The sequence below is a fragment of the Pseudomonas sp. BIGb0176 genome, assembly GCF_024810175.1.
In the GTDB taxonomy this organism is placed as follows: domain Bacteria; phylum Pseudomonadota; class Gammaproteobacteria; order Pseudomonadales; family Pseudomonadaceae; genus Aquipseudomonas; species Aquipseudomonas protegens.
Window position 1 is genome coordinate 270,708 of record NZ_JANUEC010000001.1, and the last position, 20,097, is coordinate 290,804.

The 20,097-nt window shown below is 61.2% G+C and carries 12 protein-coding genes and 1 pseudogene; 6 read left to right on the forward strand and 7 right to left on the reverse strand.

Features of this window, described 5'->3' with window-relative positions; all coding sequences use genetic code 11:
• Window positions 1-17 precede the first annotated feature (17 nt).
• Together M2395_RS01075 and M2395_RS01080 are read left to right on the forward strand one after the other, a co-directional pair.
• The gene (locus M2395_RS01075) at window positions 18-1,745 is read left to right on the forward strand and encodes an autotransporter assembly complex family protein (protein WP_015636311.1); all 1,728 of its coding nucleotides are present in this window, start codon (window positions 18-20) and stop codon (window positions 1,743-1,745) included.
• Window positions 1,742-5,419, forward strand: a complete 3,678-nt coding sequence (locus M2395_RS01080; protein ID WP_123430469.1) for a translocation/assembly module TamB domain-containing protein — start codon at window positions 1,742-1,744, stop codon at window positions 5,417-5,419. Before M2395_RS01075 ends, M2395_RS01080 begins: the two co-directional genes overlap by 4 nt.
• A gap of 4 nt (window positions 5,420-5,423) precedes the next feature.
• On the opposite strand, the gene M2395_RS01085 is transcribed toward M2395_RS01080, so the two are convergent.
• The 5 genes and pseudogenes from M2395_RS01085 to M2395_RS01105 all read right to left on the reverse strand — a co-directional run bounded on the left by M2395_RS01085 (window position 5,424) and on the right by M2395_RS01105 (window position 13,100).
• Window positions 5,424-7,904, reverse strand: a complete 2,481-nt coding sequence (locus M2395_RS01085; RefSeq protein ID WP_123430470.1) for a fimbria/pilus outer membrane usher protein — start codon at window positions 7,902-7,904, stop codon at window positions 5,424-5,426.
• Between the two features lie 85 nt (window positions 7,905-7,989).
• Window positions 7,990-8,739, reverse strand: a complete 750-nt coding sequence (locus M2395_RS01090; protein WP_123430471.1) for a molecular chaperone — start codon at window positions 8,737-8,739, stop codon at window positions 7,990-7,992.
• 72 nt (window positions 8,740-8,811) lie between these two features.
• The gene (locus M2395_RS01095) at window positions 8,812-9,393 is read right to left on the reverse strand and encodes a fimbrial protein (RefSeq protein ID WP_123430472.1); all 582 of its coding nucleotides are present in this window, start codon (window positions 9,391-9,393) and stop codon (window positions 8,812-8,814) included.
• 331 nt (window positions 9,394-9,724) lie between these two features.
• Window positions 9,725-9,905, reverse strand: a pseudogene (locus M2395_RS01100) (DNA-binding response regulator); the annotation flags it as partial.
• Window positions 9,906-9,926: 21 nt separating this feature from the next.
• Entirely contained in the window at window positions 9,927-13,100 is a 3,174-nt protein-coding gene (locus tag M2395_RS01105; RefSeq protein ID WP_123430473.1) for a hybrid sensor histidine kinase/response regulator, read from the reverse strand.
• Window positions 13,101-13,719: 619 nt separating this feature from the next.
• Here M2395_RS01105 and M2395_RS01110 point away from each other — a divergent pair.
• The 4 genes from M2395_RS01110 to M2395_RS01125 all read left to right on the forward strand — a co-directional run bounded on the left by M2395_RS01110 (window position 13,720) and on the right by M2395_RS01125 (window position 18,485).
• Complete coding sequence (locus M2395_RS01110; RefSeq protein WP_011062206.1) at window positions 13,720-14,202, forward strand: MarR family winged helix-turn-helix transcriptional regulator; 483 nt, start codon at window positions 13,720-13,722, stop codon at window positions 14,200-14,202.
• Window positions 14,192-15,661 (forward strand): efflux transporter outer membrane subunit, encoded by a 1,470-nt coding sequence (locus M2395_RS01115; protein ID WP_011062205.1) that lies wholly within the window; start codon window positions 14,192-14,194, stop codon window positions 15,659-15,661. The genes M2395_RS01110 and M2395_RS01115 overlap by 11 nt, the downstream gene beginning before the upstream one ends.
• A 14-nt stretch (window positions 15,662-15,675) precedes the next feature.
• Window positions 15,676-16,878, forward strand: coding sequence for an efflux RND transporter periplasmic adaptor subunit (locus M2395_RS01120; protein ID WP_077934493.1), 1,203 nt, complete (start codon window positions 15,676-15,678; stop codon window positions 16,876-16,878).
• A gap of 77 nt (window positions 16,879-16,955) precedes the next feature.
• Entirely contained in the window at window positions 16,956-18,485 is a 1,530-nt protein-coding gene (locus M2395_RS01125; protein ID WP_011062203.1) for a DHA2 family efflux MFS transporter permease subunit, read from the forward strand.
• Between the two features lie 194 nt (window positions 18,486-18,679).
• Here the strand turns inward: M2395_RS01125 and lpxH are convergent, their stop codons facing one another.
• Complete coding sequence (lpxH, locus tag M2395_RS01130; protein WP_015636303.1) at window positions 18,680-19,432, reverse strand: UDP-2,3-diacylglucosamine diphosphatase; 753 nt, start codon at window positions 19,430-19,432, stop codon at window positions 18,680-18,682.
• Window positions 19,429-19,932: a peptidylprolyl isomerase gene (locus M2395_RS01135; protein WP_011062201.1), complete on the reverse strand. Its 504-nt coding sequence runs from the start codon at window positions 19,930-19,932 to the stop codon at window positions 19,429-19,431. Before M2395_RS01135 ends, lpxH begins: the two co-directional genes overlap by 4 nt.
• Window positions 19,933-20,097 lie beyond the last annotated feature (165 nt).

Below are 20,097 nucleotides of genomic sequence, written 5' to 3' on the forward strand. Positions count from 1 at the left end.
TGATAGCATCCGCGCCTATGAAGTTTCCAGGAAGATTTACCAGCGGCTTTTTGCTGTTGTTCACAAGCTGTGCGGCGCTGGCGCAGAGCGAATTGGATGTCAGGGTCAAGCCCGCCAATGACGAGTTGAAGGCCAATGTGGAAGGTTACATTGGCAGTGTCGGCGATCGCGATGAAGAAGCCTTGCTGCGGTTCAGCCGGGGCGCCGAGGAGCAGGCGAAGAAAGCCGCCCAGGCCCTGGGCTACTACCAACCGCATATCCAGAGTGAGGTGCGTGGCGGTGACAAACCGCGCCTGACGTTGCGGATCGACCCCGGCGAACCGGTGCACCTGCGCAACGTGACAGTCCGGGTCGAAGGCCCGGCGGCCTCCCTCAAGTCGTTTCGCCTTCCCGACGGCGACCAGCTCAAGCCGGGTGCCGTGCTCAATCATGGCCATTACGAAGACGCCAAGCGCCTGATCCAGAACCAGGCTTCGCGCTATGGCTTTTTCAGCGGGCGCTTTACCCAGCAGAAACTGTCGGTGGACCCCCAGGCAGGTGTCGCGGACATCGACCTGGTCTATGACAGCGGCCCGCGCTACGCGCTGGGCAAGGTCAGCTTTAGCGGCGACTCCCTGTTCGATGAAGACCTGTTGCGGCGCATGGTGCCGTTCAAGGCCGGCGCGCCCTATGACTCCGAACTGATTGCCGAACTCAACCAGGCCCTGCAGTCGAGCGGCTACTTCGAGGGCGTGCGGGTGGACGCCGCGCCTACTGCCGCCGAGCACGAGGTGATTCCGGTGGCGGTCCAGCTGGAAACCCGCAAGCCCCGGACCATGGGCCTCGGCCTCGGCTATTCCACCGACGTAGGGCCGCGGGTCAAGGCCAACTGGACCCGGCACTGGGTCAACCCCCAGGGCCACAGTTACGGCTGGGAGGCGGAAGTTTCTGCCCCGCGGCAGAACGTCGGCCTGTGGTACGACATTCCCCTGGACCCGCCTCTGACCGACAAGCTGCGGTTCGCCGGTGGTTACCAGAATGAAGAGATTGCCGGCACCGATACCCTGAGTAAGTTGCTCACCATCGGTCCCGAGTGGCACAGCAAGTTGCCCAGCGGCTGGCAGCGGGTGCTGTCGCTGAAGTATCAGCGAGAGGAATATCGCCTCGGGGACGACTCGGGCCTGAGTAATCTGCTGATGCCTGGCCTGACTTATTCCTACCTGCGCAGCGACAATCGCATCGACCCGCATAACGGCTATCGCATTCAGTTCGACACCAAGCTGGCCAAGGAAGGGGTCGGTTCCGACACCAACCTGCTGTATGGCACGGTGCTGCTCAAGGGCCTGACCACGGTCTGGGACAACCACCGCTTTCTCGGGCGAGTGCAGTTCGGTGGCAGTGCCACCAATGGCTACAAGTCGATTCCGCCGTCCTTGCGCTTCTTTGCCGGTGGCGACCAGAGCGTTCGGGGCTACGACTATCAGACCCTGTCACCGGAAAACTCCGAAGGCGATCGCATCGGCGGCCGCTACATGGTGGCCGGTAGCGTCGAGTACCAGTATTCGATCGCCGAGAAATGGCGGATCGCGACCTTTGTCGACCAGGGCAACTCTTTCAACAAGCTGGAGCTGCCTAACCTCAAGACCGGGGTGGGCGTCGGCGTACGCTGGGTTTCGCCAGTGGGACCGATCCGGGTCGACCTGGCCCACGCGATGAATGACGACGGCGGTATTCGTTTGCACTTTTCCATGGGGCCAGAGCTTTGAAGCGTGGTTTGAAGATAACGCTGCTGGCGATTGTTGCGCTGGTGATCCTGATCATTCTGGCCTTGGCCAGCGTACTCGGAACCCAGGCTGGCAGCCGCTGGGCCCTGGCGCGAGTGCCGGGGCTGACCCTGGACAATTTCGAGGGCCGCCTTGGCGGGCACTGGAGCGCCGATCATTTGCTCTGGCAACAGGAGGGCAACCGGGTCGAGCTCAACGCCGTGCAGTTCACCTGGTCGCCCGGCTGCCTGCTGCGCATGACCCTGTGCATCGAGCAGTTGGAAGCCGATCAGGTCAGCCTGCTGTTCCCTCCGAGCGGCGAAACCGAAACCAGTTCGGAGCCCATCAGCCTGCCGGAACTGAAGCTGCCGTTGGCCATCGAGTTGGGGCAAGTGCGTGTGGGCAGGCTGCTGTTCAATGGCAGTGAAGAACTCAAGACCCTGCAGCTGGCGGCGCACTGGACTGCCCAAGGCCTGCAGATCGACTCTTTGCACCTAAAGCGCGATGACCTGAGTCTGGACCTTTCCGGGCTGCTGCAACCCAGTGGCGACTGGCCCCTGACCGCCCAGGGCAACCTCGGCTTGCCCGCTCCCGGCGGTGGCCCCTGGTCCCTGGCGTTGAAGGTTGAAGGCGACCTGCTCAAGACTCTGCAGCTCAATGCCGACAGCAGTGGCTACCTGCAAGGGCAATTGAGCGGCCAGTTGCAGCCCCTGGTGGAGAACCTGCCGGCCCAGTTGCGAATCACTGCCGATGGGTTCAAGGCCAGCGCCGATCTGCCGGACACCCTGCAACTGGATCAGCTGGAACTGACTGGCCAGGGCGACCTGAAAAGCGGCTACCAGCTCGCCGGCAAGGCCAGCCTGCCGGCGGAGCAGGGCCCGGTGGCCCTGTTGCTGCAAGGCAAGGTCGACGCCAAGGGCGCACAGATTGCCGCTCTGGACCTGAGCGCCAACGACAAGCAACACCTCAAGCTCAGTGGGCAACTGGACTGGAGCGAAGGTTTCGCCGCCGAGGCCAAGCTGGCCTGGCTGGACTTCCCCTGGCACCGCCTGTATCCGCTGATTGACGAGCCGGCGGTGCGGGTCCGCAGTTTTGATGCCGAAGTGGCTTACCGTGACGGTAACTACCTGGGCAACTTCAAGGGCGACCTGGACGGCCCGGCAGGCGCGTTCAGCCTGAGCAGCCCGTTCAGCGGCGACCTGACGAAAATCTATCTACCGCAGTTCAAGCTGGCGGCGGGCCAGGGCAAGGCCGAGGGCCACCTGAACCTGCAGTTCGCCGACGGCATTGCCTGGGATACCGCCCTGGATCTGTCGGCCATCAACCCCGCGTACTGGGTGGCGGAGCTGCCCGGAACCCTGGCCGGCCCCCTGCGCAGCCAAGGCGAAATGAAGAACCAGCAACTCAAGCTCAATGCCAACCTCGACCTCAAGGGACGCTTGCGCGGACAGCCGGCGGTTCTCCAGGCCAAGGCCGACGGAGCGGGCGAGCAATGGACTCTGGGCGCGCTGGACATCCGCCTGGGAGACAACCGGATCAACGGCTCCGGCAGCCTGCAACAGAAGATCGCCGGCCAGCTGGAGATCAAGATGCCGCGCCTGGGTCAGCTCTGGCCCGAGTTGCGTGGGCAGCTCAACGGTCGGCTGGACCTGGCCGGCACCCTCAAGGCGCCACAGGGCAAGCTGGACCTGGCCGGGCAGCAACTGGCCTTTGCCGAAAACCGCCTGCAGAACCTCAAGTTGGACGCCACTCTGGATGGTGCGCAAAAGGCCCAGGTGGACCTCAAGGGCAGCGGGATTCAGCTGGGCGACACGCAGTTGGGGACCCTGACCCTGGCCGGCCAGGGCGACATCAAGAAACAGAAACTGCAACTGGACCTGCAAGGACCGCTGTTGAAACTGGCCCTGGGCCTGGATGGCGCCCTGGACCAGGGCAACTGGCGCGGGCGCCTGGCCAGCGGTGATGTACAGACCGGCGGCCAGGACTGGAAGCTGCAGAGCCCGGCCCGGCTTGAGCGGCTGGCCAACGGCACGCTGAACTTCGCTGCCCACTGCTGGGCCAGCGGCGATGCCAGCCTGTGCGGTGAAGACCAGCGGCTGATGCCGGACCCGAAACTGCGTTATCACCTCAAGCGTTTTCCCCTCGACAGCCTGGCGCAGTGGCTGCCCAAGGATTTCGCCTGGAAGGGCATGCTCAATGCCGATGTGCAACTGGACTTGCCGGCCAGCGGGCCCCAGGGCCAGATCATGCTGGACGCCAGCGGTGGCACCCTGCGGGTCAAGGAAAAGGACCAGTGGCTGGATTTCCCCTATCAGGCGTTGAAGCTCAATACCCGCCTCACCCCGCGGCGCATCGACACACAGTTGCAGTTCGACGGCGGCAAACTGGGTGAGCTGATGCTCCAGGCGCAGATCAATCCGTTGCCGAAAAGCAAACCGCTGTCCGGTGATTTCCGCCTCAGTGGCCTGGATCTGTCCGTGGCGCGGCCGTTCGTGCCCATGGTGGAAAAGCTCAGCGGCAGCCTCAATGGCAGCGGTCGTTTGTCTGGCGGCCTGCTGGCGCCTCAGGTCAACGGCAACGTGCAGTTGTCCGGGGGCGAGGTGTCCGGCTCCGAGTTGCCCATCAGCCTTGAAGACCTGCAACTGAGCGCGCAGATCGCTGGCGAGAGCGTGCAGCTCGACGGCGGCTGGAAAAGCGGCAAGGCCGGGCAGGGCAGCCTCAATGGCAACATCGCTTGGGGCCGGGCGCTATTGGTGGACCTGAGCCTCAAGGGCACCCAACTGCCGGTGACGGTGGAGCCCTATGCAGCGCTGGAGGTGGCGCCGGACCTGAAGATCTCGCTGCAAGAGGAAAAGCTGGCGATTGCCGGCAAGGTGCTGATCCCCAAGGGTCAGATCACCGTGCGCGAATTGCCGCCCTCGACGGTCAAGGTCTCCGACGACACGGTGATCGTCGGCCAGCAGACCGACGACGGCAAAAAGCCCATGGCCATGGCCATGAACATCGATGTGGAGGTGGGCCAGGACAAGCTGGCCTTCAGCGGTTTCGGCCTGACTGCCAACCTGCAGGGGCACGTGCACATTGGTGACAACATGGATACCCGCGGTGAGCTGTGGCTCAACGACGGCCGCTATCGGGCCTACGGCCAGCGCTTGACCGTGCGTCGTGCGCGGCTGCTGTTTGCCGGCCCCATCGACCAGCCTTACCTGGACATTGAGGCCGTGCGCCAGACTGACGACGTGATTGCCGGCATCCGCCTGAGTGGCAGCGCCGAGCAACCGGCGACGCAGATCTTCTCGGAGCCGGCCATGAGCCAGGAACAGGCGCTGTCCTATCTGGTCCTGGGGCGCCCGCTGACGTCCACCGGTGAAGACAACAACATGCTGGCCCAGGCGGCTCTCGGGCTGGGGCTGATGGGCAGCTCGGAACTGACCGGCGGCATTGCCAAGAACCTGGGCATTCAGGACTTCCAACTCGATACCCAGGGCAGCGGCAACAACACCAGCGTGGTGGCCAGCGGCGCCATTTCCGAAAGGCTCAGCCTGCGCTATGGCGTCGGGGTCTTTGAGCCGGCCAGTACCATCGCTCTGCGTTACAAGCTGAGCAAGAAGGTCTATCTGGAAGCGGCGAGCGGTTTCGCCAGCTCCCTGGATATCTTTTACAAGCGCGATTTCTGAGGAATCAGGGGCGGCACACCAGTGTCGCCCGCTCATAGTTCAGCGCGGTGTTGCGTTCGGGCAACGCATAAGGCGCTTCACAGCGCTGGCCCTGCCAGTTGATGGTCAGGGTACCGGCGTCGGCTTCAACCAGCGCCAGAGCCTTGCCACCAGGGTCAGAGATCGCCAACTGTTTGCCGGCGCTGTCTTCGAGCGACGCGCCAAACGGAATCGGCTGGTGCCTGGCGTCGAACAGCGCGAACTGCACTCGCCGTCCGGTCTTGCTGGTGTAACGCGCCAGCACCACGGCACCACGACGTGGCACCACTTGCCGGGTCCCACTGTCGATCTCGATATCGGCACCCAGATCTCGAGTGTCGAGGTTGATCCAGTTCACGCGATAGGGCTGCGCATTGGGGATCACGGCGAAGCCGTTGCTGCCGGTCCTGGCTCCGGAGAAGCTGCCGATTTTCACCCCTTCCACGCCTTCGACCTGCGCCAGCGCGAACGTTTCGCCCACGGTTTGTCCCAGGTTGATTCCGCCGCCATGGCCGACGATCGAACCCGACAGGTTAAGGTTTTGCGAGTTGTAGCCGCGCCCCTGGCTGTAACCGGCGCTGATATCCATAAATGAGGTGCGGGTGCTGAGGTTGACTGAGCCGGAGCTGCCGCCGTTGCTGCTGTTGCCGGCTTGCACCGAGTAATAGGTGTCGCTGTCTTGCGCCAGATAGCCGTTGAGGCCCATTTGCGTGGTATCGCTGGATTTCTGCGTGCTGGCCGAGACGAAGGCGCGGGGTGCACGAGGCTTGGAGCCCAGCGGGAACGATATGGACAGGTTCACCAGTGTGTCATTGTTCGCCGGCCCGTAGTTGCCGACATCCTTGGAGTAGGTGGCGCCGAGGTTGTAGTTCACATCGCCCCAATAGTTGCTGTAACCCGCCGACAGGCTTTGCGAGCCACCGCGTCCCCAGTAACGCTGGTCGCTGGCGTTGATGTAGACGCTGCCGTATCGCTGGTTTCGGCCCAGGCTCTGGTTGACGGTCAGGTCGGTACGGGTTTTCGAGTTGCCGATACGCTTCTGGCCGTCGTTGCTCAGTTCCTCGACGTGCTCGGTGAGGGTGCGATAGCCCTCGGTCGAGTAGCGATAGGCGGCGAGGGTGAAGTTGGTGTCGGTGCCGGTGAACGTCTTCGCATACAGCGCGCGCAGGCTGTTGCCGGTGATGGTTTTGCCGAAAGTGCTGCTCATGGAGTGGGTCAAGTCCAGTGAGACGGCACCGATAGTTGTATTGCGGCCAGCTCCCACGGACAGCGCCTTGAAGTTTTCCGAGGCCTGCACCCCGACGATCCCGGACAAGTTACTGCTGATGCCGTATGCCAGGGTGCTGCTGACAAATTGCGGTGACTTCTGGTCAACGCTGTTGCTGTTGTACCGGCCGGCCGAGACGCTGTACTTCAACTGGCCCTCACGGACCATGATCGGCAGGCTGGAAAATGCCTGCACCGTCACCCGGCGGCGGCCATCGGCTTCGATAATCGTCACTTCCAGGTCGCCGTTGGAGCCGCTGGGGTAGATATCGCTGATCTCGAATGGCCCCGGCGGCACGTTGGCGGTGTAGAGGAGGTAGCTGTCCTGGCGGATCTCCACGGTGGCGCTGGACTGCGCAATGCCGCGAATGATTGGCGCATAACCGCGCTCGCTGTCGGCACGCATGCCGTCGTCGGACGCCAGTTTCAGGCCGCGATAGCGCACGCTGTCGAACAGGTCGGCATCTGAAAAGATATCCCCGGCGCTGAACTGGCCCTTCAGGGCAGTCACGTCATGTTGCAGATAGCTGCGGTTACTTTTGAATGTGCTGGGGCGGCCGGTGCTGCTGCTGAAGTTCGATTCGTTACGCAAGCGCCAGGCGCCGAGGTTGATGCCGTTGCGCAGGCCGACGTTGTTGGACAGGGTATTTTCACCCCGAGTGCCGTTGCGGCTGCTGCTCAACTGATAGTTGATGAATGCGGCGGGAACGCCTTCGTCCCATAGGGCCGAGTCGACATAACCACGTCGGCCACGCACCATGGCGCTTTGCGGAACACTGACGATCAAGCGCAGACGGGGTACGTCGTAACGCACGCTGGCGTGATCGATCAAGGCGGGCAAGTCCAGGCAGGCATCGGGATCATCGCTGCTCAGTTTGCCGCTGGCTTGCAGCTTGCCGATGTCGACCCCCAGTTGCTGCACTATTTCCAGAGTCAGGCAGGCCTCGACCTTGCTCGTGCCGGGAGGGCGACGAAAATCGATGTCGCGGCGGCCGACCAGCGTTTCGTTGCCGTACAGGTCCACCCGATAGATGCCGGGCAGCACACGACTGCTGGCGAGCAATGGTTGCAGATCCACAGAAGATGGTGCGCCTAGGAGAAACGAGGTATTGAACTGTTCATCGTCATCGGCCACGCAGGTGGTGCTGAATAACAGAACAATCGAAAATGGCGCCCATCTGTCGCGCTTGAGTAAAAACATACAGGAACCCCATATCACCTCCGATACGAACTAACGGAGCGAAGAGAAATACAGTGGAAGTTCAGCCGTCACAGCGGCGCTTAAGTTATGGGGTTTGTTTATTCAAACTGGCTCGGGTATCGGCACTGTTGGAAATTTGTGCTCCATAACGATCTTGTGCGCCATAATCATTAATGCTTTTGAATAAAAGACGGGCTGTATTGGCGTTGTGAAGTTGTTTAAGGGGGAAGCTTTTTTGCTCGCCGGGGGCAATCATCATTGATTCAACGGGTTGCTCACTGACGGTGCCGGATTGAAGTGTGATTTCGGCAATCGACACGTGATACCGGCCAGGGTTATTCACCACCAACAGGTGCTTGCCGGCTTGTTCTGTCAGGCGCCAGGTCAGTTCGCTCGGTGCCAGATAGGCGTTGTTTTTCAGGCCTGGCGGGCGGAAGAACACCTTGATGCGCTGACGCACGGCCAGTTGCAAGGTGTTCTTGGATTTCGCCGCTTGAGGGATCTCTTGCACATTGAGCCACACCACCGACTCGCGGTCGGATGGCATGCCCGTGCCTTCGTAGATCACCCGCAATATTTGCTGTTCGTCGCCGCTGACGCGCACCAGTGGCGGCGTGACGGCAAAGGGTACTGCTGCGGTTTCGCTGGAGTCGGTGTCGATCCACGACTGGATCAACACGTCTTCACCGCTGTTGCGCACGGTGATTCCGGCCTCCTTGTGCTGGCCGTCGAAAATCAGCCGGGTGCTGCTCAAGGAAATTCCGGCCATGGCCTGATTGACCATGAACAGGCTCAGCAGGCCTGCACAAAAGGATAGTGAGTGACGATAAAACATGAGGGCTACCGCGCAAGTGAATGAGGATGCGGGGCCGACCGGCCCCGCACCGGGCTTGTGTGCTCGCGCGGATTATTCGTATTGCAGCGTGAACGGTAGGGTGGCGTCGCCACGACCGGCAACAGCCTGTGCCGGAGTGCCGGTGGTTACGTAGGCTGCGGAGAATTTGAGGGTGGCGTTGCTGTCTTGCAGAGAGTTTTCGATCTTTGCGGTGCTTGCCGTGCGGAGGTCGATCACCTCGCCATTGGAGTCAAGCAGCGCAATGCCGATACCTTTCGCAGCCCCCAGACCGTCAATCAGACGAAGCACCTTGGTACCGGGCACAAGACCCGAACCTGCGCCCGAGGTTGGTTTGAAGATCATTGCGACCTTAGTACCGGCGTTGCAGTTGATCTTCATGCTGAAGTTTTCGACGTTCAGGGTGCCGTTGCCTTTAGGCGCGCTGGGAGTGCCCATGTCTTTGATCGACACTTCGCCCATGTCGACCGCTATGGTTTTACCCTTGCCAGCGCCTTCAACGGAGCAGGCATCGTTGTTGATGGTGCCGGTGAAGTTGATAGTGCCACTACCGGCCTGGACGGGGTCATCTGCCAGGGCGTTGCCAGCGGCGGCGATGATTGAAAGGGCGAGAAGTGCGCGAGTTAGCTTTTTCATGTTGTTTTCCAGTGGTTAGGTTTAAAACAACAACACGATATAACGCGATTTTTTGGTGGTACATCAGACGATTCCTAGAAGTTAATTGCAGCTGGAATGTAGTTGTCTGTTAGTTTGAGTTTTTCTAGTTATGTTAGTAATCCAGAAGTGTATGGTTGCTGTTGGCGTCAAGTTTGCTCGTGGCGAGAATTTTTTTGAATGCTTGTTATCTTTGCGCTCTTAAGTCAATCGTTGCTGACTCCCACTCCCGGAACAAATCAACGCACTATTTTATGTTCCTTTAGCAACATGTGAGTAAAACGCTCGGCACTGCTGCGCACCGGCTTGCCACGATCTCTTGCAGGCGCGTCAGGATCAGCGGGTTGGAAATCATCGTCAGCACCAGCACGTTGGGGAAGTGCCGCGTCAGGTATTCCATCAGCGCGCAAGCATTGGCCACGCTCAACCAGCTCTCGTACCCCCCCCAGGACGATGGGGTGGTCATTGGCAATGGCAACCTTGAGGGTTTCCATGGCTGATTATCCGCATTGAAATTATTCAAGGGTGTCCAGCAGGTCTTTCAATCGAGCCAGATTCTGGCGCACCTCCAGGTCCAGGGCGCTGGTCACGCTCATGCCGTTCAAGCGACACTCCAGCTCGACGAAGGTTGTGGCCAGTTCCTCGAGCTGTACCGCACCCAATGCACCGGCCATGCTGTGCAGCTGTTGCGCCACGCGATTGGCATCGGCGTTGTCCAGTGCCGTCAGCGTGACCTGCATGTCCTGGCGTAGCGTCGTGACAAAGAGTTCGCGCATGTTCGGTGACAGCTTTAGAGGCGCAACGCTGGTCGCTGGTAGGGCGATTTTGCAATGTCTTTCCAGGTGCGCGCGCAGGGTGGCGAGGTTCAGTGGCTTGACCATCCAGGCGTTCATGCCGACGCTAGTGCAGCGCTCGCCTTCTTCGCGCAAGGCGTTGGCGGTGACGCCGATAATCGGCAAGGCCTGATCCAGTTGTCGCAACGCCGTGGTCAATTGGTAGCCGTTCATGACCGGCATATTGACGTCGGTCAGCAGCAGATCGAAGCGTCCGGGCGACCACTGCGCCAGGGCAAGCTCGCCATTGGCCGCGACGACCACCGAGCAGCCCAGCACTTCCAGTTGCTCCTTGATGATCGCCGAGTTGATCGCATTGTCTTCCGCCACCAGCACTTGCAGATTCAACTGCCGGGGGGTATCCGGCGACGAAGGTTGGCTGTCGGTGCTGGCGCCGTGCTGGGCCTGGTAAATCGCCCAGGCGATCGCGCGGACATCATGGGCGTCGACTTCTCGGACGGTACCGCGTAATTGCGAAGGGTTGGGGCCATCCGCCGTGGCGACGACCTTCGGACCCGGCCAGGCCGCGGTATTGGCCAGCGAGCAAAGCTCTACCAGCAGTGCCGATGACACTGGTGTACCGGCCGTCAATGGGTGACAGTCGAGGCCAAAACGCTTGAGCCAGGCCATCAGGTGTTGTGCCTGTTCAGCGACCTTTGCACGCACATAGACGGCGGCGCTGCCGGGGCCGAACACAGGGCAATCGGCCAGCTCACCGGGTGCGTGTTCCAGCGAGAGTTGAAGGATGAAACTGCTGCCGAGCCCGGGCTCGCTGACCACGTTCAACTGGCCCGCCATCAACTCGCACAGCCATTTGCAAATGGCCAGTCCCAATCCGGCACCGGCTTGCGCGTTGGCGTCGTTGACCTGATAGAAAGGGTCGAACAGTTGCTGTTGTTGCGCCTGGGTAATCCCCTTTCCCGAATCGCTGACTTGCCATTGCACATGGGCGCGGCCGTCGCCGCTTTCCAGCAGCTGAACCCGCAGCACCACGCGACCGTTATCGGTGAACTTGATGGCGTTGCTCAGCAGGTTGTTGAGGATCTGGCGAATCCGTATCGGGTCACCGCGCAACCGGTCCGGCAGCGCCGGGTCGATGCAGGCATAGAGCAGCACGCCCTTGGATCGGGCGAAGGCGCTGTAGGTGCGCACGGTGTCTTCGGTCAGCTCCAGCGGGCAGAAATCCTCAAGTTCGAGGGTCATCTGTCCGGCTTCGATTTTCGACACATCCAGTACATCGCTGACCAGTTGGAACAACGTGGCGGAGGAGCGCTGGATGGTGTGCAGGTAATCCTGCTGGCGCGGGGCGAGCGAGGTCAGGCCAAGCAGCTCCAGAGTTCCCAGCACGCCGTACAGGGGAGTACGGATCTCGTGGCTCATGGTGGCGAGGAAACGGCTTTTGGCCTGGTTTGCCGAGTCGGCGGCCTGGCGCGCTTCTTCCAGCGCCGCTGCATCTTCGACATGCCGGGTCACGTCATGCAACGCACATAACCAGGCGTCCTGGCCCTGATAGCGGGTGGGCACAAAGGCGACGTGCAGGTGGCGCCCATTGATTTCAAGATCGGCGTGACCGGGGCCCGTAAGGGGCGTGAGCAAGCTCATCAGTTGGCCGTTGTGGTGCCATTGCTGGGCGCGCTGGTTTTCCAGCAGCACCTGGTGATCGCTGCGGCGAATCACGCACAGGCCGGTCGGCGCCGTATCGATCACCGTGCGGCTGAACGCCTCGCTTTCAGCGATGCTGGCGTGCGCCCTCTGCGCGGGCAGGATGACCCGGGCCTGGTACCAGCGATTGATCGCCCGACTGCAACCGAGCAGCGCAAGCACCAGCGCGACCAGGCCAAGCAATGGCCACAGCGCGTAATCGAGGAAGCTGCGCAGGCTGATGACGTAGATCGCCGTCCAGTGATGGTCCCCGGGGCTGCTCAGTTTGAACACCAGGCCGTCGCGGTTGAAGTTCACCCCTTCATCCAGCACCTCGCCGGGTTTCAGAGCTCCGGTCAATACCACGCCACGAGGGGTGATCAAGGTGAAGTCATCGTAGATCGACCACTGCATCAACCGCTCGATGTTGTTGACCTGAGACAGGTTCATCAGCGAGCCCAGCACCACCCAGGTATCGGCGCCCTCGACGGTCAATGCGGTTTTCGCCAGGTTGATACTCACGTATGCCAGCAGGGTGGGGGCGCTCTTGTCGTCATTGGAAGAGACATAGGGTTCCCAGTGCACCTGAAAATCTGGCAATGGTGAGTTCTGCCCGCGCAGGCGCTTGTTCAAGCGGGTCATCGCATCGATCAGATCGCCCATAGGCATCGGTATCCGTCCCGGACCGCGCAAACGCCCGGTGGAGGGTACGGCAAGGTCAAAATTGTCGGGGCCATTGATCAGGGCGACTTGGGGCGACTGATAGTGCGAGGCCGACCAGAATGCGCTGTAATAGGCCGCCAAATGAGTACCCAGCGCAAAGATCTTCGGGTATTGGCTGGGGGCAATCCTGTCCGTATTGATCTTCAAGCTATAGGGCAGCGAAAACGGCAGGCCGCGGCCCTCGTAAATATTCGGCCCTTCCTCGGGCAGGGGTTTTTGTGAGTAGGGTGGCAACATGAGACTGGGCAGCCGTTCGCTCTTGACGCTTTCCCGGGCGATATCCTGCAGGAACACTTCCTGTTCGTGGACATTCTCCATCAGCCGGGCGAAGTGAAACTGCAAGGTTTCGCGCCGCTCTTCGATCATGCGCGTCACCCCCACATAGCTGATGCCCAGCAACAGCAACAACAGGGCTCCGAGCACCAGCAGGCTCTTGTTCAGGCGCGAGGAACTGCTGGCGAGTTTCTCCAGAAGGGCATTGGGATGTGGCATTAGAGGGCCTGGGCAGCAGTGATGAGAGAGCCGTTGGACACAGTGACCTCGATGGCAAGTGACGGGCCTCGACACCCGCTTGCCAATCCATACGCGTTTGTCGGCCCGTCATGGGACAGCAACGGCTGGAATTGATCCGAAGAATATGGCGTGAAAGATCAGGAAACCCTGAATCTGAGTGCAGTCGATTTTACGCAACAGATCAAGTTCTTGCGCGGTCTCCAAGCTTCCCGTCACCACCGTTAGACCAACGGGGGACCGAGCCGGGCAACGCAGGTTGGCGCCTGCGTCAGTACCTCGTTGGCGCTGCAGTCGTGCACCTGTATGCGGTCGATCTCCAATTCGCTCAAGGGGGGGGATGCCGGGTGCACGTGCGATCCATGGCCTTTGTCGAAGTCATCGTGGAATAGGGCAATCCCGTTGACTCACAGGCGGTAGGCAGAGGCATGAAGACTACTAATCGCCAGCAGGTTGGCGATGACGCCCGCCTGTTCAGCATAAAGACCCAGTCCATTGGTCAACTAATTACAAAGCAACCTAACTATTGCGTTGACATTCGCTGCCTAGGCAGTAACATCTCGACATATATTCACTGCCTAGGCAGTTATTAGGTGAGCACATGAAGCATTTCACCCCGGACGAATTCAAAACCTGCCATCTCGGCCTGTTGCTGGGCCGCGCCGCATTGCTCAAGGACCGGATCATCGACACCCACATGGAACCCCACGGCATCACTGCCGCGCAGTTCAAAGTGTTGATCATCATGGCCCAGTTCGGCGTCGATACCCCGGCCGAGCTGTGCCGGCACCTGTCGCTGGACAGCGGTTCGATGACACGCATGCTCGATCGTCTGGAGCAGAAGGGCTTCCTGGCTCGCCAACGCAGCGAAGGTGATCGCCGCCAAGTGCAACTGACCCTGACCGAACAGGGCCAGCAGCTGACGGATCGGCTGCCGCAGATCGGCGCCGACGCGATGAATGAACTGGCTGGCGCGATCTCCCCGGACGAGTTGAAGACCCTGGAATACATCCTCAAGAAAATCCTGCTGGCCGCCGGTGACCCGATCACCATCCAGCGCTTAGGTGAACACAATGAGCAGTAAGACCTTGCGCAGCAGCCTGACGCTGGTGCTGTCGGCGATGATCCTTGCCGGATGCGCCAATTACAGCGGCCTCGATACCCAAGGCAAAAATCTCGACGCGAAAAGCCTGAAGGCCGGCCAATCCCTCAACGGTGTGACCCTGTCGCCTGCGGCATGGCCGAAAAGCGACTGGTGGACCAGCCTTGGCGATCCACAGCTCGACGGTCTGATCCGCGAAGCCCTGCGCGACAGTCCGGACATGCAGATCGCCGCCGCCCGTGCCCATCAGGCCAGCGCCGCCGCGTATGCCGCCGATGCCGAACGCTATCCGACCCTCGACGCCAGCGCCGGCATCAGCCGTTCGCGCCTGGCCAAGGATCAGGATCCGCTGGGGCAGGGCGATGCCTACGCCACCGTGCGTAACATCAGCGCCGGCTTCAATTACAACTTCGACCTGTGGGGCGGCCAGCGTGATGCCTGGGAAGCCGCACTCGGCCAGGCTCGTGCTGCTGAAGTCGACCGTCAGGCCGCGCAATTGACCCTCGCCGCCGATGTGGCCCGGGCCTACAGCGATCTGGGGCAGGCGCACATCGTCTATGACCTGGCCAGCGACGATCTCAAGCGCACCAGGCAAATGCTCGATCTGAGCCAGCGTCGCTTGAGCGCCGGGATCGACAGCCAGTACCAGCTCCAGCAAACCCAGAGCCTGGAAGCCAGTTCCGAAGCCAGCCTGATCGACGCCGAAAAACGCCTGAGCAGTGCGAAAATCGCCCTGGCCGTGCTGCTCGGCAAAGGCCCGGATCGCGGCAGTGAAATCGCCCGGCCCAAAGTATTGCAAGCCAGCGCCGTGGCAGTGCCCTCGGTTCTTCCGGCAGAGCTGCTTGGCCGTCGCCCGGACCTGGTCGCCGCCCGCTGGCGTGTAGAGGCCGCGAGCAAAGACATCGATTCGGCGAAAACCCGCTTCTATCCCAACCTGAACCTTACGGCGTCCGCCGGTGCCGAATCCTTGTTGGGTGACGCAATGTTTGGTTCGGCCAGTCGCTTCTTCAGCATCGCCCCGACCATTTCGCTGCCGATCTTCGATGGTGGGCGCCTGCGCGCCAACCTCGATTCGCGTGACGCCGATTACGATCTGGCGGTGGCGCAGTACAACAAAAGCCTGGTGAAAGCGCTGGGTGATGTCAGCGACACGATCAACCAGTTGCGTGACATCGGCCGGCAAATCGGCGCGCAACAGCACGCCACCGACATTGCTCAGGATTCCTATAACACCGTGGTCCAGCGTTACGGTTCCGGCATCGGCAACTACCTGGACGTGCTCAGCATCGAGCAGCAACTGCTGCAGGCCCAACGTCAGTTGGCCAACCTCAATGCCGAGCAGATCGATCTGTCGATTCAACTGATGCAAGCGCTGGGCGGGGGCTTTCAGGGCGAGACCCTGAGCGCAGCCAACGCCATTCCAGCCACGCCGCACAACTAATTCAGGTATTTGTCATGGCCACTGCCGAAAACACCCAAGCTCAAGACAACTCGCAAGACACCGGCAATCCGCGCAAGCGCAAAGTGATGCTGCTGGTGCTGGCCATCGTTGTAGCCCTCACCGCTGCCGGTGTCTGGGCTTATCACGAATTCATCGGGCGCTGGAATGAGAGCACCGATGACGCCTACGTCAACGGCAACGTCGTTGAAATCACTCCGCTGGTGACCGGTACCGTGGTCAGCATCGGCGCCGACGATGGTGACCTGGTCCACGAAGGTCAGGTGCTGATCAACTTCGACCCCAACGATGCCGAAGTCGGTCTGCAAAGTGCCCAGGCGAAACTGGCGCGTACCGTGCGTCAGGTTCGCGGCTTGTACAGCAATGTCGACGGCATGAAAGCCCAGGTCAACGCGCAACAGGCCGAAGTGCAGAAGGCTCAGGACAACTTCAACCGCCGGAAAAACCTTGCCGCTGGCGGCGCGATTTCCCAGGAAGAACTGTCCCACGCCCGCGACGACCTGACCTCGGCGCAAAACGCCCTGGCCAACGCCAAGCAGCAGTTGAAAACCACCAGTGCGCTGGTCGATGACACCGTGGTCTCGTCGCACCCGGACGTGATGTCGGCGGCTGCGGATCTGCGCCAGGCCTACCTGACCAATGCGCGCAGCACCCTGATCGCGCCGGTCACCGGTTACGTTGCCAAACGCACCGTGCAGCTCGGCCAGCGAGTGCAACCGGGTACGGCGTTGATGGCGGTGATCCCGCTGGATCAACTGTGGATCGATGCCAACTTCAAGGAAACCCAACTGCGTGATATGCGCATCGGCCAGCCCGTGGACATCGAGTCCGACATCTACGGCAGCAGCGTGAAATACAGTGGCACCGTCGACAGCCTCGGCGCCGGCACCGGCAGCGCGTTTGCTCTGTTGCCCGCGCAAAACGCCACCGGCAACTGGATCAAGATCGTGCAGCGTGTGCCGGTGCGGATTCACATCAATGCCGAAGAGCTGGCCAAGCACCCACTGCGGGTTGGGCTGTCGACCAATGTTGAAGTGAACCTGCATGACCAGAGCGGCCCGGTACTGGCGCAGCAACCGCAGCAAAAGGCCTCGTTCAGCACCAACGTCTACGACCGGCAGTTGGCCGAAGCCGACGCGATGATCGCTCAGCTGATCCATGACAACAGCGCTGTGGTCAGCAAAACCGCGCAACGCTGATTCGCCACTGACCCTGTGGGTGCGAGCATGCTCGCCCCACAGGGGCGCAGCGCCACCCCGGTTCCAAAGGATTCGCGATGAGCAATAACGCTTCTTTCACGCCGCCCAGCCTGTTGCTCAGCACCATCGGCCTGTCGCTGGCGACCTTCATGCAGGTGCTCGACACCACCATCGCCAACGTGGCGTTGCCGACGATTTCCGGCAACCTTGGTGTGAGTTCGGAGCAGGGCACGTGGGTGATTACCTCGTTCGCCGTGAGCAATGCGATTGCGTTGCCGCTGACCGGCTGGCTCAGCCGGCGCTTTGGCGAGGTAAAACTGTTTCTCTGGGCGACGATGCTGTTTGTGCTGGCCTCGTTTCTCTGCGGCATCTCGACCTCGATGCCTGAGCTGATCGGCTTTCGTGTGCTGCAAGGCCTGGTGGCCGGGCCGTTGTACCCGATGACGCAAACCCTGCTGATCGCCGTTTATCCACCCGCCAGGCGCGGCATGGCCCTGGCATTGCTGGCAATGGTCACGGTGGTGGCGCCGATTGCTGGTCCCATTCTTGGCGGCTGGATCACCGACAGTTACAGCTGGCCGTGGATTTTCTTCATCAACGTTCCGATCGGCATTTTTGCGGTGATGGTGGTGCGTTCGCAGCTGGCCAAGCGCCCGGTGGTCACCAGCCGTCAGCCGATGGACTACGTCGGGCTGATTTCGCTGGTCATTGGCGTCGGCGCGTTGCAGGTGATCCTCGACAAGGGCAATGACCTGGACTGGTTCGAGTCGAACTTCATCATCATCGGTGCGGCGATTTCGGTGATCGCGCTGGCGGTGTTCATCATCTGGGAAATGACCGACCAGCATCCGGTGGTCAACCTGCGGCTGTTCGCGCACCGCAACTTCCGCATTGGCACGATAGTGCTGGTGCTGGGTTACGCCGGGTTCTTCGGTATTAACCTGATCCTGCCGCAATGGTTGCAGACCCAGATGGGCTACACCGCGACATGGGCGGGGCTGGCGGTGGCACCGATCGGCATCCTGCCGGTGCTGTTGTCACCCTTTGTTGGCAAGTACGCGAACAAGTTCGACCTGCGCCTGCTGGCCGGGCTGGCATTCCTGGCCATTGGCCTGAGCTGCTTCATGCGTGCCGGTTTCACCAATGAAGTGGACTTCCAGCACATCGCCCTGGTGCAATTGTTCATGGGCATCGGCGTGGCGCTGTTCTTCATGCCGACCCTGAGCATCCTGATGTCCGACCTGCCACCGCACCAGATCGCCGACGGCGCTGGCCTGGCAACCTTCCTGCGGACTCTGGGGGGTAGTTTTGCGGCGTCGCTGACCACCTGGATCTGGATTCGCCGGGCAGACCAGCATCACGCTTACATGAGCGAAAGCATGAGCATCTTCGACCCGGTCACCCGGGATGCGCTGAGCAATCTCGGAGGCGCGAGCACCAAGGCTTACGCGCAGCTGGATCAAGTCCTGACCAGCCAGGCATACATGCTCTCGACCGTGGACTACTTCACCTTGCTGGGCTGGGGCTTCATGGGCCTGATTCTGCTGGTCTGGCTGGCCAAGCCGCCGTTCGCTGCCAAGGCCGGCCCAGCCGCGGCGGGGCATTGATGCCTTTCGTCGCAGGCGCTGGCGTCCGAAAGGGTCATGCAAGGCTTGCTGGCCCCTTCGCCGGCAAGCCGGCTCCTACGGTAGGGCATCTGTTGTAGGAGCGGGCTTGACAGGGAAGGCGCCCGACAGGGCCATGCAAGGCTTGCTGTTCCCTTCGCCGGCAAGCCGGCTCCTACGGCAGCGAGGACGTCCGCTCAGGGCGAACCGGGCAGCGCCAGTTGCGTCGGTACGAAATCGAACGCCGCCAGTTGGAAACCCTGCTCATCCACCTGCAGCGCCCAGCCCTGACGGTCCCAGTCCCCCAGCACAATGCGCTTGGCGGCTTGTTCGCCGATCTGCAGCTTGTGGATCGCCGGGCGATGGGTGTGGCCGTGAACCAGGGTGCGCACCCCGTGTTCCTGCATGACCTGCGGTACCTGGTCCGGGGTCACATCGACAATGTCGTTGGCCTTCATGCGGGTCTGGGCCCGGCTTTCGTTGCGCAGCTTGCGCGCCAGCTTGCGCCGGGTGCCCAGGGGCAGGTGGCGCAGAATCCACAGGCTCAGCGGGTTGCGCAGGTAGCGGCGCATACGCATGTAGGCTTCGTCACGGGTGCACAGGCTGTCACCGTGCATCAGCAATACCGGCTCGCCGTAGAAGTCGACGACACTGGGATCCTTGAGCAGGGTGGCGCCGGCCGCCTTGCAGAAGGCCTTGCCGAGCATGAAGTCGCGATTGCCATGCATCAGGAAGATCTGCGTGCCGCTGTCGCTGAGCTCGCGCAATGCCTGGCAAATGGAAAGCTGGTAGGGGGTCATGGCATCGTCGCCGATCCATACCTCGAAAAAGTCCCCGAGGATGTACAGCGCCTCGGCGGCGCGGGCGCGTCCACCGAGTAAATCCAGAAACGCCCGGGTGATGTCCGGGCGCTCCTCTTCCAGATGCAGATCTGAAATCAGCAGTATCACTCAATGATCTCGGCTTTCTCGATGATCACGTCGTCTGCGGGTACGTCCTGGTGGCCGGACTTCATGGTGGTGGCCACGCCCTTGATCTTGTCGACCACTTCGGTGCCGGCGATCACTTTGCCGAATACGGCGTAGCCCCAGCCCTGCACGGTCTTGCCGCTGTGGTTGAGGAAGCTGTTGTCGGCAACGTTGATGAAGAACTGCGCGGAAGCCGAATGCGGCTCCATGGTACGGGCCATGGCCACGGTGTACTTGTCGTTGGAAAGGCCGTTGTCCGCTTCGTTCTGGATGCTTGGACGCTTGTCTTTCTTTTCTTTCATGCCAGGTTCGAAGCCGCCGCCCTGGATCATGAAGTTACCGATGACGCGGTGAAAAACGGTGTTTTCATAGTGACCGGCTTTCACGTATTCGACGAAGTTGGCCACGGTCAACGGGGCTTTCTCGGCGTTCAGTTCCAGCACGATCTCGCCGTGGTTGGTGGTCAGTTTGACTTGGGTCATGGTCGGTACTCTTTATAAGGAGAAGCGTTTTCAAGAAAATCCTGGGTGGCGGGGCACGCATGGGGTCCGCACCGATTTGGCCATCCTGCAGCCAAGGAGCGCAGTTTAGCGTGACCGCCACGAATTTCGAGGCTGTTTTTTCACTTGGGTGCCATTAATAGCCGC